This is a genomic window from Thermus hydrothermalis (genome assembly GCF_022760925.1).
Taxonomy (GTDB): domain Bacteria; phylum Deinococcota; class Deinococci; order Deinococcales; family Thermaceae; genus Thermus; species Thermus hydrothermalis.
In genome coordinates this window covers 102,479-114,105 of sequence record NZ_JAKTNT010000007.1, presented here as the reverse complement: position 1 = coordinate 114,105, position 11,627 = coordinate 102,479, and the positions used below count along the sequence as shown (strand labels likewise).

The following is an 11,627-nucleotide window of genomic DNA, read 5'->3' as shown; positions in this document are numbered from 1 at the left end:
CTCACTCCAGGATTTTGGTGACCACGCCGGCACCCACGGTCCGCCCACCCTCACGGATGGCAAACCGCAAACCCTCCTCCAACGCCACCGGCTTGATCAACTCCACCGTAAACGTCACATTGTCCCCAGGCATCACCATCTCCACGCCCGAGGGCAACTGCACCACACCCGTCACATCCGTCGTCCGAAAGTAAAACTGCGGACGGTACCCAGAAAAAAACCCCGTGTGCCTCCCACCCTCCTCCTTCTTCAAAACATACACGGAGGCCTCAAACTTCGTGTGCGGCGTAATGCTCCCAGGCTTCGCCAACACCTGCCCCCGCTCCACCTCCTCCCGGCTCACACCACGCAACAACAACCCCACATTGTCCCCAGCTATCCCCTCCTGCAGCGTCTTCCGGTGCATCTCCACACCCGTCACCACCGTCCGACGCGTCTCCGCAGACAAACCCACAATCTCCACCTCGTCCCCAACCTTCACCTTTCCCCGCTCAATCCGACCCGTCGCCACCGTCCCGCGCCCAGTAATCGTAAACACGTCCTCCACCGGCATCAAGAACGGCTTGTCCACGTCCCGCTGCGGCGTCGGAATGTACTCGTCAATCGCGTCCAACAACTCCCAAATCCGATCCACCCACTCGTTCTCCCCACGCTTCGTCTGAGGATTGCGGTGCATCTGCTCCAACGCCAACAACGCACTCCCCCGGATCACCGGCACCTCATCCCCAGGAAACTCGTACTGGTTCAAAAGGTCCCGTACCTCCATCTCCACCAAGTCCAACAACTCGGGGTCGTCCACCATGTCCACCTTGTTCATGAACACCACAATGTACGGGACCCCCACCTGCCGTGCCAACAAAATGTGCTCCCGCGTCTGCGGCATCGGCCCATCCGCCGCCGATACCACCAAAATCGCCCCGTCCATCTGCGCCGCACCCGTGATCATGTTCTTGATGTAGTCCGCATGTCCCGGGCAGTCCACGTGCGAATAGTGCCGCTTCGCCGTCTCGTACTCCACGTGCGCCGTGTTGATCGTTATCCCCCGCGCACGCTCCTCCGGCGCCTTGTCAATCTCCCCGTAATCCTTCACCTCTACATTCGGGTTCTCCGCCGCAGTCACAAACGTCAACGCCGCCGTCAACGTCGTCTTCCCGTGGTCCACGTGCCCAATCGTCCCCACGTTCACGTGAGGCTTCGTCCGGATAAACTCGCCCTTGGCCATGGTTCCTCCTCTTTTCTTGCACGCAAAGGCCGCCCTGGGGGCCTAAGGCCCAGGGCAGACAAAAAAGTGGAGCTCGCGGCCGGGCTCGAACCGGCGACCTCACCCTTACCAAGGGTGTGCTCTACCTGCTGAGCTACGCGAGCTCGTGGAGCGGGAGACGGGACTCGAACCCGCGACCCTCGGCTTGGGAAGCCGATGCTCTACCAACTGAGCTACTCCCGCATGGGGGTGTGCTTAGGCACACCGTTTGGTGGGCAGGGCTGGATTCGAACCAGCGTAGGCGTGCGCCAACGGTTTTACAGACCGTCCCCTTTGGCCGCTCGGGCACCTGCCCACGCCCTCCTTTGGAGCCACCCAGGGGAGTTGAACCCCCAACCCCCCGATTACAAGTCGGGTGCTCTGCCTGTTGAGCTAGGGTGGCAGGACCGGGGATGGGACCCTGTCCGAGGGAATAGGCTAACACACCCCAGGGTGAGTGTCAAGATAAGGGCATGCGCATCGTACCTTTTGGCGCCGCCCGGGAGGTGACGGGAAGCTGCCACCTCCTTCTGGCCGAGGGGAGGCGGGTGCTTTTGGACTGCGGCATGTTCCAGGGCAAGGAGGAGGAAAAAAACCACGCCCCCTTCGGCTTTGACCCCAAGGAGGTGGAGGCGGTAATCCTCACCCACGCCCACCTAGACCACGTGGGCCGCCTCCCCCGGCTCTTCCGCGAGGGGTTTCGCGGACCCGTGTACGCCACCAAGGCCACCTTCCTCCTGATGCGCATCGTCCTGGAGGACGCCCTGAAGGTCATGGAAAGGCCCTTCTTTGAGGAGGAGGACGTGGAGGAGGTCTTCCGCCACGCCAAGCCCCTGGAGTACGGGGAGTGGCTCCGTCTAGGCGACCTCACCCTCTCCTTCTCCCAGGCGGGGCATCTGCCGGGGAGCGCCTTTGTGGTGGCCCAAGGGGAGGGGAAGACCTTCGTGTATAGCGGGGACCTGGGTAACCGCGAGAAGGTGGTGCTCCCCGACCCCTCCCTTCCCCCCAAGGCGGATTTGGTCCTCTGCGAAGGCACCTACGGCGATCGGCCTCACCGCCCTTTCGCCGCCACGGTGGTGGAGTTTTTGGAGATTTTGGAGCGGGTCCTGGGCCGGGGCGGGAAGGTCTTCATCCCCTCCTTCGCCGTGGAGCGGGCGCAGGAAATCCTTTTCCTCCTTTACGAGAACGGCCACCGCCTCCCCAAGGCCCCCATCCTCCTGGACTCCCCCATGGCGGAGCGGGTTTTGGAGCTCTACCCGAGGCTCGTGCGCTACCTTAGCGAGGAGGTGCAGGCCTACTTCCTCCAAGGGAAGAACCCTTTCCGTCCCCGGACGCTACGGGTGGTGGAAAGCGCGGAGGAGTCCCGGGCCTTGGCTCAAGAACCCGGGCCCATGGTGGTCATTGCGGGAAGCGGGATGCTTTCGGGGGGAAGGATCCTGCACCACCTGAAGCATGGGCTAGCCGATCCCCGAAACGCCTTGGTCTTCGTGGGGTACCAGCCTCGAGGGGGCCTGGGAGCGGAGATCATCGCCCGGCCCGAGCGGGTGCGCATCCTGGGGCAGGAGGTGCCCCTTAGGGCCGAGGTGCACACCCTGGGCGGTTTCTCCGGCCACGCGGGGCAGGACGAGCTTTTGGACTGGCTTGAAGGCCAACCCCGGGTGGTCCTGGTCCACGGGGAAGAGGAGAAGCTTTTAGCCCTGGGCAAGCTCCTCGCCCTCCGGGGGCAGGAGGTGGCGCTCGGGACCTTCAGCGAGGGGGTGGAGGTCTAGGCCACCGGGCGGAAGCCGAGCCTTTCCAGGACCATGCGGGTGGCGGGGCTTTTGTTCAGGGTGTAGAAGTGGACCCCCTCCACCCCGGCTTCTAGAAGCTCCGCCACCTGGCGGACGGCGTGGTCCACCCCGATCTCCAGGACGGCCTTGGGGTCGTCCTGGTGGCGCTCCAGTTGGGAAAGGAGGGGCCCAGGGATGCTGGCCCCGCAGACCTCGGTGAAGCGGCGGAGCTGGGCGTAGTTGGTGATGGGCATGATGCCGGGGAGGATGGGGATGTGGATGCCCATGCGCCGGGCCCGCTCCAGGAAGCCGAAGTAGTGGGCGTTGTTGAAGAAAAGCTGGGTGATGGCGAAGTCCAAGCCAGCCTCCACCTTGGCCTTGAAGTGGCGGAGGTCAGCCTGAAGGCTTTCGCTTTCCGGGTGGCCTTCCGGGTAGGCAGCCCCGCCCACGGAAACCCTCTCCCCGTAGCGCCCCCGAATGAGGGCTACGAGCTCGGCGGCGTAGCGGAAGCCTTTGGGATGGGGCCGGAAGACCCGCTCCCCCTGGGGCGGGTCCCCCCGGAGGGCAAGGAGGTTTTCCACCCCGCTTTCCACGAAGCGCCCTAGGACCTCCTCCACCTCTTCCCGGCTCTGCCCGGCCACGGTGAGGTGGGCCAGGGGGGTTAGGCCGAGCTCCAAAATCCTCCTCGCCCAGGCCACGCTCCTTTCCCGGGTGCTCCCCATGGCCCCGTAGGTGATGGACACGAAGGCGGGGCGGAAGGCCTTGAGCTCGGCCATGGTGCGGAAAAGCGCCTCCTCCCCCTCCGCCGTCTTGGGGGGGAAGAACTCAAAGGAGAAAAGGGGCCCCTGGCGGCTTTTGAGGAGGTCCCGTATTTTCATGCTATAGGAGTGTAGCCCCTCCCCCACCCCCGGTCAAGGGTGGCACAATGGGGGTATGGTGGAGGTTCCCGAGATCCCCAAAGTGGAAAGCCTAGATCTGCCCGCCAAGGAAACGGCCCTCATCGTGGTGGACATGCAGAACGATTTCGCCCACCCCCAAGGGGCCCTCTTCGTGCCCGACGCCCCGAAGAGCGTTCCCGCCATCCGGCTCCTTCTGGAGAGGGCCCGGGCGGCGGGGGCCAGGGTGGTCTACACCCAGGACTGGCACCGGGAGGACGACCCCGAGTTCCAGATCTGGCCCCGGCACGCCGTGGCCGGCACCTGGGGGGCGGAGATCCTGGAAGAGCTCCGCCCCGAGCCCGGGGACCTCATCGTCCAGAAGGTGCGCTACGATGCCTTCTACGGCACCCCCTTGGACCACTACCTGCACCTATGGGGGGTAAAGCACGTGGTGGTCACGGGCACCGTGGCCAACATCTGCGTTCTCCACACCGCCGGCTCCGCCGCCTTGCGCTGGTACCAGGTGGTCCTGCCCGAGGACGCCACCAGCGCCCTCACCCCCTTTGACCTCCAGGCGGCCCTCCGCCAAGTCACCTTCCTCTACCAGGGCAAGGTGACCCGGGCCGAAGGGGTACGGTTTGTTTGAGCACCCCCTCCTTCTGGCCTTCTTGGAGCGTTACGGGCCCGCCCCCTTCCACCCTCACCCTGTGCCCCAGCGGGACCCCTTCCGGGTCTTGGCGGAAAGCATCGTGGCCCAGCAACTTTCCACCCAGGCGGCGAAAACCATCGCCAAAAGGCTTTGGGAACAGGTGGAACCGAGGCCCGAGGCGGTGCTTCAGGTCCCCCTCGAGGCCCTACGCCAGGCGGGGCTTTCCCTGGCCAAGGCGATGGCGCTAAAGGACCTGGCGGCGAAGGCCCAAGAAGGCCTCCTGGAGGGCCTCGAGGCCCTGGAGGACGGGGCAGTGAAGGCGCGGCTTCAGGAGGTGCGGGGCGTGGGCCCTTGGACGGCGGAGATGTTCCTCATGTTCGGCCTAGGGCGCCCCGATGTCTGGCCCGTGGGGGACCTGGGCCTAAGGCGGGCGGCCAAGGCCCTCTTCGGGGTGGAGGGCGAGGCCCTAGCCGCCTTTGGCGCGCCCTTCCGCCCCTACCGGAGCCACCTGGCGTGGTACCTATGGCGGAGCCTGGACTAATCCCCCTGGAAAAGGCCGTAGGGGAAGGGGAAGTGGCCCTATTGCGGCGGGCCCAGGCCCTGGGCTTCCCCGTGGTCCCCACCTGGGTCGCGGGACTAGAGGAGGAGTTTTTCCGCCTAAATAACCTTCCGGAGCGCATAGAAAGGCTTTTTCAAGGGGTTTTCGGCGTGCGCATTGACGAGGAAAGGCTTGTCTGGGCCGCCGAAGAGGCCATGCGGGCGGTGAGGGAAAGCTACCTCCTGCCCGAGCGGGCCGAGGCGTTCCTGGCGGCGCTAAGGGGCCGAGGGCCTTTTCTCCTCCGCCGGGAAGGGAAAGGGGAGGCCCATCCCGCCCCCACCCCCCAGGAGGCCCTCTTCGCCCTGAAGCGGCTCTGGGCGGGCGCTTTCCGGGTGGAAAGCATCCTAGAACGCTACCCCGCCCTCCTTCCCCCCTTCACCCCTGTCTTGGTGCAGGAGGCGGGGCCTCCGGAGGAGGACCCCTTTTTGTCCTTGGACCTGGCCCAGGCCCTAGGCCAAGAGGTGGTGGCCTACGCCTGGCAGGGGCGCCTCGTCCGGATAGAATGGCCCCATGGTGGATAGCCACGTCCACACCCCCCTCTGCGGCCATGCGGAAGGGGCCCCGGGGGAGTACCTCTTCCAGGCCAGGAAGGTGGGGCTAAGGGGCCTCGTCTTCACCGACCATAGCCCCATGCCCGCCTGGTACGACCCCCAAAGCCGCATGCGCCTTTCCGAGCTTCCCTTCTACCTCCTGGCCCTGGAACGGGTGCGGGAGCTTCACCCGGACCTCTATGTGGGGATCGGCCTCGAGGCCGACTTCCACCCGGGCACGGAGGCGTTCGTGCAAACCCTCCTCAAGAGCTACCCCTTTGACTACGTCATCGGGAGCGTCCACTACCTGGGCGCCTGGCCCCTGGACCACCCGGACCACCAGGAGGAGTACGCCTGGCGCGAGCTCAAGGAGGTCTTCCGCTCCTATTTCCACGAGGTGGAACGGGCGGCGCAAAGCGGCCTCTTCCACGCCATCGGCCACCTGGACCTGCCCAAGAAGTTCGGCCACCGCTTGCCCGAGGAGGCCCTTTTGGAACTGGCCGAGCCCGCCCTAAAGGCCGTGGCCGAGGCGGGGCTCTTCCTGGATGTGAACACCGCTGGGCTTCGCAACCCGGCCCGGGAGGTTTACCCTGCCCTTGTCCTTCTAAAGCGGGCCCGGGAGCTTGGCATTGGCGTGGTCCTGGGCTCGGACGCCCACCGGCCGGACCAGGTGGGCTTCGCCTTCCAGGAGGCGGCGGCGCTCCTCCTACGGGCAGGTTACCGGGAAGCCTTCTACTTCCAGGAGGGAAGGCCCCGGGCCTATCCCTTGTCTAGGGCCTCGTAGACTTTTTCTTCCTTGCCCCTAAGGTCCAGCTCCTCCCGCCTTCCCCCCGCCGCCTCGTAGGCCCGCACCGCCGCCAGCAGGCGGGAAAAGGCCTCGGCGCAGGGGTCGGGCGCGGGGGCTTCGTACTCCATGTACGTGACCCGCTCGTACTCCTCCCCGTACTCCATGGCCTCCCGTTCCACACAGGCCTCGTAGGCCCGCAAGGCCTCCTCTACCCTGACCTGGGCTTCCCTCAGGGCCATCCTCCCACCTCCTTAGCCCTATTATATCAAGTTTTCTTACTGCGAAACCTAAGGCTTGCGGCGGGGATGGGGCCCTCCTGGAAGCGCTCCTCCCGCCAGGGATCCCCCCGCCAGTGGTAGCCCATCCGCTCCCAGAAGCCCAGCTCCAGGTGGTCTAGGAGCGTTATGCCCCGCACCCACTTGGCGCTCTTCCAGGCGTAGAGATGGGGGACCAAAAGGCGCACGGGGCCGCCCCGCTCCGGGGGAAGGGGCTTGCCGAAGAGGGTGTGGGCCAGGAGCACATCCTCCCGCAGGAGGTCCTCCAGGAGGAGGTTGGTGGTGTAACCCCCGTAGGAATGGACCAAGGCGGCCACCGCCTCGGGCTTGGGGCGGGCCTTTTCCAAAAGGTCCCGGACCCGCACCCCCTTCCAGGCCACGTCCAGCCGGCTCCAACGGGTGACGCAGTGGAAGTCCCGCACCACCTCCACCTGGGGCAGGGCCAGGAGGTCCTGGTAGGTGAGGGTAAAGGGGGCTTCCACCAGGCCCGTGATGCCAAAGCGCCACTCCTCCGGCGTAACCCTAGGCTCTTCCCCGTAGGTGAGGATGGGGAAGCGCTCGGTGACGATCTGGCCCGGAGGGATCCGCTCCATACCCCTAGGCTAGCGGGGAAAGCCCAAGGAAAAAGGAAGGGCGCTTACCGGCTTTGGTAGCGGAGGACCCGCACCTTCTCCAAGGTGATGAGCCCCTCCCTCACCATCCCCTCCAGGACCGGCAAAAAGGCCTGGACCTTTTCCTCCGTATCCACGATCTCCACCACCACGGGCAGGTCCTCGGAAAGCTGGAGGACCTTGGCGGTGTGGATGCGGGAATGGGCGCCATAGCCCATGAAGCCCTTGAGCACCGTGGCCCCCGCCAGGCCCCGCCGCTTCGCCTCCAGGACAATGGCCTCGTAAAGGGGGCGGCCCCCAAACCGGTCCGACTCCCCGAGGAAGATGCGGAGGAGCAGCGCCTCGCCCGAAAGGCCCCCAGGGTTCTCGGCCATGGGAAAAGGCTACCACAAAAGGGGCCGGGAAGCTTCCCGGCCCCCACCCCCATGGCAGGGCTACTTCTTCATCATCTTGGCCATGAGGCCCTCGAGGGCCTTCATGTCCTCGTTCATGTGGCCAAAGGCCTTGCCCAGGGCCTTGAGGAGGAGGAAGAGCACCCCGAGCGCCTTTTGCACCTCGGGGTCGGCCAGTTGCTTGAGGATGCCCGCCAGGCCCACCCGGGGAGGCTCCCGCAGGGTCTCGGGGGTGAAGGTCTCCGCAAGCCCCCGCTCCAGGGCGCTCGCCATCATGCCGATGGCGGCGGGCTCAATGCGGGAGAGGATGTCCAAAACGTTGGCCCCGTGGGAGATGAGCCGGAGGAGCTGGGGCTCCATAAGCATCCCCAGGCCCTCGCCGAAGTTCTCCGAGAGGTGGCCGAGGAAGGCTAAAGCCCCGGACTTCTCCAGCTTCTCCAGGGTTTCCGCCAACTTCCCCAGGGCCTCCGCCTGGTCCAGGAAGCGGGCGAGGAGGGAAACGAGCTCCAGGTTCTTGGGATCTAGAAGGAGGCCCAGGTTCTCGGCAAGGGTCTCCCCCGTGCCTATTTGCGCCAACAGGCCAAGCCCGCTTTTCTCCAAAACCTCCTCAATTCGGGCCAGGCGTTCCTCCACCGTCAGGGTCTTCTCCATGGCCCCTCCTACTCGATTAGGGTGGCGAACCAGAAGCCCTCAAAGAGCATCTTGGTCACCCGCACCCACTTGCCCACGGCCATCACGCCGCAGGAGGGCATGCCCGTGCCCGCCAGCAGCCTTTCAAAGGAGCACTGGGGCAGGAGGGCGTTGTCCCCGAAGTCCATGATGCACATGGCCACGGGGTTGAAGGGTTCGCCGATATAGGCCCCCTTGAGGTCGGAGGCGATGACCCCGGCCACGTACTCCCCCTGGAAGTGGGCCACCACCCCGGCGGGGGGCAGCATCAGGGAGGGGTTCACCGTGTCGCCGATGACGAAGACGTTGGGGAACTTGGGGGAGCGGAAGGTGGACTTGTGCACCTCGGGGAAGCCGTTGGGTCCGGCCAGGGGGGATTCCCGCACCACCCGGTTGGGGGCGAAGGGCGGGGTGAGGATGAGGAGGTCGTAGGCGAGCTCGCGCCCATCCTTGGCCTTCACCTTGCCCCCCTCAAAGGCCACCGGCTCAAACTCCCCGTGGAAGGCGATGCCCTTGGCGCGGAGGATCTCCATGACCTTGCCGGAGATCACCGGCCCCATACCCGCCAAGGGCGCCGGGTTTAGGTGGAAGACCTCCACCGTGCTCTTCTCCCGCACCCCCTTCACCTTGAGGGCGAACTCCACCTGGCCCGCCACCTCGTACGGGGCAGGGGGGCAAGGGTAGTAGGGGGAGGAAACCCCCACCACCACCCGGCCGCCCCGGAAGTCCTTCAGGGCCTGGCGGAGCCTAAGGGCCCCCTCGAGGCTCCAGGGGGCATACCCGTCCTGGGCGGGGGAAGGCATGGCCTCCGCCCCCAAGGAGACGATGAGGTAATCGTAGGTAAGTTCCCCGGCGCTCGTCCTCACCTTGTTGTGGGCCGGGTCCAGGGCCTCCACCGTGGCCTGGAGGTACTGGATGCCCCGCTTTTCCAGGTTGGCGAGGGGCCTACGCACCTGCTCGGGCTCCCGCATGCCGAAGGCCACCCAGGGGTAGGCGGGCATGAACTCGTGGTAGGCGTTCCGGTCCACCAGGGTGACCTCCACCTCCTTCCCGAGGAGCTTTTTCACCTTGTTGGCCGCCACCAGGCCGCCCGAACCGCCTCCCAGGACCAGAACCTTCGTCGCCATCTTCTACCTCCTTGGGTACCTATACCGTGTACCCCTAAGTCCAGTTTCCCCCTGGACCCCTCGTGAAGGTAGGTGCAAATGCCCCGCCTAGCCCTGGCGTAGCCTGGTGGCGAAGAGGAGGCCGAGGCCCAGGAACCCCAGGACCTCCCCCACCCCCACCCCCCGGCCCAAGGCGGGGAGGAGGTACCAGGCCAGGTGGAGGAGGCGGAAGAAGGGGATCCAAAGGGCCACGGGAAGGAGGAAGCGGGCCTCCCGCTTGGGCGGGTTGGTGAGGAGGTAGAGGAAGGGGAGGAAAAACCCCCCCACCACCCACAAGGCCGCCACCTCGTCCCAGGGGCCCTCCAGGCGCTTCAGGTAGAACTCCACCTCGTGGGGGAGGTCACCGCCCCAGACGATGATGAGGGTGGTGGCCTCCACGTAAATCCAGATGATGGAAAAGGCCAGGAGGAGGTTGGTGTGGTTTTGGGCCTGGCCCAGAAGGGCCGCCGTCCCCCGCCGGACCGCCAGGGCCACGGCCAGGGAAAGGGCCAGGAGGACAGCGGAAAGGAGCAGGATGGCCCCGTAGGAGGCGGAGTAGAAGTGGGCCTCGAGGCTCTTGAAGAGGTCGTAGGTGAGGAAGGTGGCGGCGGCGAAGGTGAGGGCAAGCCCATAAGCCCCCACCTCCGCCCGGCGCTCCCCGGGGCGGAGCCGGGCCAGGATAAGGGCGAAGAGGGCGAAAAAGAGGACGTAGCGGAGGAGCAGGAAAGGGGCATTCAGGTAGGCCGAGCGGTGGCGCAGGATGGGGTCGGCAAGGGCCTCGGGCCGCGCCCAGGGGAAAAGCTCGGGCAGGAAGAGGAAAAAGGGTAGGCCCAAAAGCCCCATAAGGGGAAGGAGCCGGGCCAAGGGGTAGAGGTAGGGCTCCAGGGGAACCCCCCAGCGGCTCGTGAGGGCGTTGTGGAGGAGGAGGACGAGGAGCGCCCCCAAGGAGAGGAGGAGGAAGAAGGCGAAGGGGAAGTAGGCGGCGGGGGCACCGAAGAGGAAGGCCAGGGCGTAAAGCCCTAGGCCCAAGGCCCAAGGCCAAGCGCGGGGCGCCTCAATGGACCTCTGCATCCATTACCTCCTTGGGACAGGCCGCATCCAGGAGGCAGCGCTTGATGTAGTGGGCGATGAGCCAGCGCTCCCTCTCGGGGATGCGGCTTTTGTAGGAAAGCATCCTGCCAAAGCCGTTGGTGGCGGCGAAGTAGAAGTAGCCTTCGGGCATTCCCCGCACGGCGGGGTCGTGGAAGGAGCGGGGCCTCGGAACCCCCAAGGGGATGACCCGGCCATCCCCTTCCCCCCTCATTCCGTGGCAGATGGCGCAGAAGCTTTGGTAAAGCGCCTTGCCCCGCACCAGGTCTTTCTCGGCGAAGGTGTAGGGGTTTTCCGCAAAGCCCCCTTCCGGCTTCACCCCAAGGCGCACCTCGGGGTTCAGGTTCTCCCCGAAGCGCACCCGCTCCTCGGGCACCTCCACCTGGAGGGGGGCAGGGCGGAAGGCTTTGGCCTTGGGCTGGTCCCACATCCAGCCGCAGGCGGAAAGGAGGGGGAGGAGGAGAAGGAGCCTAATCACGCCGCACCTCCTCCACCTCCGCCCCCAGGGCCTGGAGGAGGGCCCGGGTGGCCTCCGGGTCAAAGCGGGGGTCCGTGGCGTAGAGGAAGACCCCGTAGCGGTCTAGAAGCACCTCCACGTACCGGGGAGCCCGCACCGCCGGGTGGGCGGCCAGGGGCAGGCCGTTGATGTAGAGGAGGTACAGGAAGATGCCCACGGTGATGGTGAGGATGGTGAGCTCAAAGGTCACGGGGATGAAGGCGGGCCAGCCCAAAAGGGGCTTGCCCCCGGCGTTGTGGGGGTAGTCCAGGGTGGTGTAGACCTGGAGGAAAAGCCCAAGCCCCGCCCCCAGGACCCCCAGGAAGAAGGCCACCCAAGGAATGCGCCCATCCCCCCCCAGAACCTCCTCAATCCCCTCCACGGGGTTCGGGGTGAGGGCCTCGAGGCGGCGGTAACCCTCCTTCTTGAGCGCCCTTAGGGCCGACAGCAAGGCCTCTGGGGTATCAAAGTAGGCCATGTAGCCGTAGAGCATCCTGCC

General features: G+C 66.0%; 15 protein-coding genes and 4 tRNA genes. 5 read left to right on the top strand and 14 right to left on the bottom strand.

All coding sequences use genetic code 11. The features are described from left to right. Position 1 precedes the first annotated feature (1 nt). From tuf to L0C60_RS06400, 5 genes are all read right to left on the bottom strand, one after another. Positions 2-1,222, bottom strand: coding sequence for an elongation factor Tu (gene tuf, locus L0C60_RS06420; RefSeq protein WP_234508720.1), 1,221 nt, complete (start codon positions 1,220-1,222; stop codon positions 2-4). Positions 1,223-1,289: 67 nt separating this feature from the next. Then, positions 1,290-1,365: transfer RNA gene (locus tag L0C60_RS06415), tRNA-Thr, on the bottom strand. Between the two features lie 3 nt (positions 1,366-1,368). Further along, positions 1,369-1,444 (bottom strand) — tRNA-Gly (locus L0C60_RS06410). A 26-nt stretch (positions 1,445-1,470) separates the two neighbouring features. Further along, positions 1,471-1,556, bottom strand: a tRNA-Tyr gene (locus L0C60_RS06405). Between the two features lie 11 nt (positions 1,557-1,567). Further along, positions 1,568-1,643, bottom strand: a tRNA-Thr gene (locus tag L0C60_RS06400). A 70-nt stretch (positions 1,644-1,713) separates the two neighbouring features. Between L0C60_RS06400 and L0C60_RS06395 the strand changes: the two genes are divergently transcribed. Next, the gene (locus L0C60_RS06395; RefSeq protein WP_234508467.1) at positions 1,714-3,009 is read left to right on the top strand and encodes an MBL fold metallo-hydrolase; all 1,296 of its coding nucleotides are present in this window, start codon (positions 1,714-1,716) and stop codon (positions 3,007-3,009) included. Here the strand turns inward: L0C60_RS06395 and metF are convergent. After that, positions 3,006-3,887, bottom strand: a complete 882-nt coding sequence (gene metF / locus L0C60_RS06390) for a methylenetetrahydrofolate reductase [NAD(P)H] (protein WP_234508469.1) — start codon at positions 3,885-3,887, stop codon at positions 3,006-3,008. The two genes, L0C60_RS06395 and metF, sit on opposite strands and share 4 nt — an antisense overlap. A gap of 55 nt (positions 3,888-3,942) precedes the next feature. Here metF and L0C60_RS06385 point away from each other — a divergent pair, with 55 nt between their 5' ends. From L0C60_RS06385 to L0C60_RS06370, 4 genes are read left to right on the top strand one after another with little or no spacing between them, the layout of a single operon-like run. Next, complete coding sequence (locus tag L0C60_RS06385; protein ID WP_234508471.1) at positions 3,943-4,533, top strand: nicotinamidase; 591 nt, start codon at positions 3,943-3,945, stop codon at positions 4,531-4,533. Continuing rightward, the gene (locus tag L0C60_RS06380) at positions 4,526-5,077 is read left to right on the top strand and encodes a DNA-3-methyladenine glycosylase family protein (RefSeq protein WP_234508473.1); all 552 of its coding nucleotides are present in this window, start codon (positions 4,526-4,528) and stop codon (positions 5,075-5,077) included. Before L0C60_RS06385 ends, L0C60_RS06380 begins: the two co-directional genes overlap by 8 nt. Next, entirely contained in the window at positions 5,059-5,655 is a 597-nt protein-coding gene (locus L0C60_RS06375; protein ID WP_234508585.1) for a hypothetical protein, read from the top strand. The genes L0C60_RS06380 and L0C60_RS06375 overlap by 19 nt, the downstream gene beginning before the upstream one ends. Beyond that, entirely contained in the window at positions 5,645-6,448 is an 804-nt protein-coding gene (locus L0C60_RS06370; RefSeq protein WP_243092607.1) for a histidinol-phosphatase HisJ family protein, read from the top strand. The genes L0C60_RS06375 and L0C60_RS06370 overlap by 11 nt, the downstream gene beginning before the upstream one ends. On the opposite strand, the gene L0C60_RS06365 is transcribed toward L0C60_RS06370, so the two are convergent. From L0C60_RS06365 to L0C60_RS06330, 8 genes are all read right to left on the bottom strand, one after another. Beyond that, complete coding sequence (locus L0C60_RS06365; RefSeq protein ID WP_071677182.1) at positions 6,424-6,690, bottom strand: hypothetical protein; 267 nt, start codon at positions 6,688-6,690, stop codon at positions 6,424-6,426. The two genes, L0C60_RS06370 and L0C60_RS06365, sit on opposite strands and share 25 nt — an antisense overlap. 26 nt (positions 6,691-6,716) lie before the next feature. Continuing rightward, a complete protein-coding gene (locus L0C60_RS06360) occupies positions 6,717-7,319 on the bottom strand; it encodes a sulfite oxidase-like oxidoreductase (protein ID WP_243092606.1) in 603 nt (200 codons plus the stop codon). 44 nt (positions 7,320-7,363) lie between these two features. Beyond that, complete coding sequence (locus L0C60_RS06355) at positions 7,364-7,711, bottom strand: DUF190 domain-containing protein (protein WP_071677180.1); 348 nt, start codon at positions 7,709-7,711, stop codon at positions 7,364-7,366. A 60-nt stretch (positions 7,712-7,771) separates the two neighbouring features. Then, positions 7,772-8,380, bottom strand: a complete 609-nt coding sequence (locus tag L0C60_RS06350; RefSeq protein WP_203226789.1) for a helical membrane plugin domain-containing protein — start codon at positions 8,378-8,380, stop codon at positions 7,772-7,774. An 8-nt stretch (positions 8,381-8,388) separates the two neighbouring features. Continuing rightward, positions 8,389-9,525 carry an NAD(P)/FAD-dependent oxidoreductase gene (locus L0C60_RS06345; protein ID WP_071677179.1) on the bottom strand — a complete coding sequence of 379 codons (1,137 nt, stop codon included), beginning with the start codon at positions 9,523-9,525 and terminating at the stop codon, positions 8,389-8,391. An 87-nt stretch (positions 9,526-9,612) separates the two neighbouring features. Then, the gene (locus L0C60_RS06340; RefSeq protein ID WP_071677178.1) at positions 9,613-10,614 is read right to left on the bottom strand and encodes a hypothetical protein; all 1,002 of its coding nucleotides are present in this window, start codon (positions 10,612-10,614) and stop codon (positions 9,613-9,615) included. Then, a complete protein-coding gene (locus L0C60_RS06335; protein WP_243092605.1) occupies positions 10,598-11,110 on the bottom strand; it encodes a c-type cytochrome in 513 nt (170 codons plus the stop codon). The genes L0C60_RS06340 and L0C60_RS06335 overlap by 17 nt, the downstream gene beginning before the upstream one ends. Continuing rightward, positions 11,103-11,621 carry a DUF3341 domain-containing protein gene (locus L0C60_RS06330; protein WP_234508485.1) on the bottom strand — a complete coding sequence of 173 codons (519 nt, stop codon included), beginning with the start codon at positions 11,619-11,621 and terminating at the stop codon, positions 11,103-11,105. The genes L0C60_RS06335 and L0C60_RS06330 overlap by 8 nt, the downstream gene beginning before the upstream one ends. Positions 11,622-11,627 lie beyond the last annotated feature (6 nt).

What these genes read in the sequence shown, in the direction of transcription:
- tuf (WP_234508720.1), bottom strand. Translation starts at nt 1,222, where the DNA reads ATGGCCAAGGGCGAGTTTATCCGGACGAAGCCTCACGTGAACGTGGGG.
- L0C60_RS06395 (WP_234508467.1), top strand. Translation starts at nt 1,714, where the DNA reads ATGCGCATCGTACCTTTTGGCGCCGCCCGGGAGGTGACGGGAAGCTGC.
- metF (WP_234508469.1), bottom strand. Translation starts at nt 3,887, where the DNA reads ATGAAAATACGGGACCTCCTCAAAAGCCGCCAGGGGCCCCTTTTCTCC.
- L0C60_RS06385 (WP_234508471.1), top strand. Translation starts at nt 3,943, where the DNA reads ATGGTGGAGGTTCCCGAGATCCCCAAAGTGGAAAGCCTAGATCTGCCC.
- L0C60_RS06375 (WP_234508585.1), top strand. Translation starts at nt 5,059, where the DNA reads ATGGCGGAGCCTGGACTAATCCCCCTGGAAAAGGCCGTAGGGGAAGGG.
- L0C60_RS06370 (WP_243092607.1), top strand. Translation starts at nt 5,645, where the DNA reads ATGGTGGATAGCCACGTCCACACCCCCCTCTGCGGCCATGCGGAAGGG.
- L0C60_RS06365 (WP_071677182.1), bottom strand. Translation starts at nt 6,690, where the DNA reads ATGGCCCTGAGGGAAGCCCAGGTCAGGGTAGAGGAGGCCTTGCGGGCC.
- L0C60_RS06360 (WP_243092606.1), bottom strand. Translation starts at nt 7,319, where the DNA reads ATGGAGCGGATCCCTCCGGGCCAGATCGTCACCGAGCGCTTCCCCATC.
- L0C60_RS06355 (WP_071677180.1), bottom strand. Translation starts at nt 7,711, where the DNA reads ATGGCCGAGAACCCTGGGGGCCTTTCGGGCGAGGCGCTGCTCCTCCGC.
- L0C60_RS06350 (WP_203226789.1), bottom strand. Translation starts at nt 8,380, where the DNA reads ATGGAGAAGACCCTGACGGTGGAGGAACGCCTGGCCCGAATTGAGGAG.
- L0C60_RS06345 (WP_071677179.1), bottom strand. Translation starts at nt 9,525, where the DNA reads ATGGCGACGAAGGTTCTGGTCCTGGGAGGCGGTTCGGGCGGCCTGGTG.
- L0C60_RS06340 (WP_071677178.1), bottom strand. Translation starts at nt 10,614, where the DNA reads ATGCAGAGGTCCATTGAGGCGCCCCGCGCTTGGCCTTGGGCCTTGGGC.
- L0C60_RS06330 (WP_234508485.1), bottom strand. Translation starts at nt 11,621, where the DNA reads ATGCTCTACGGCTACATGGCCTACTTTGATACCCCAGAGGCCTTGCTG.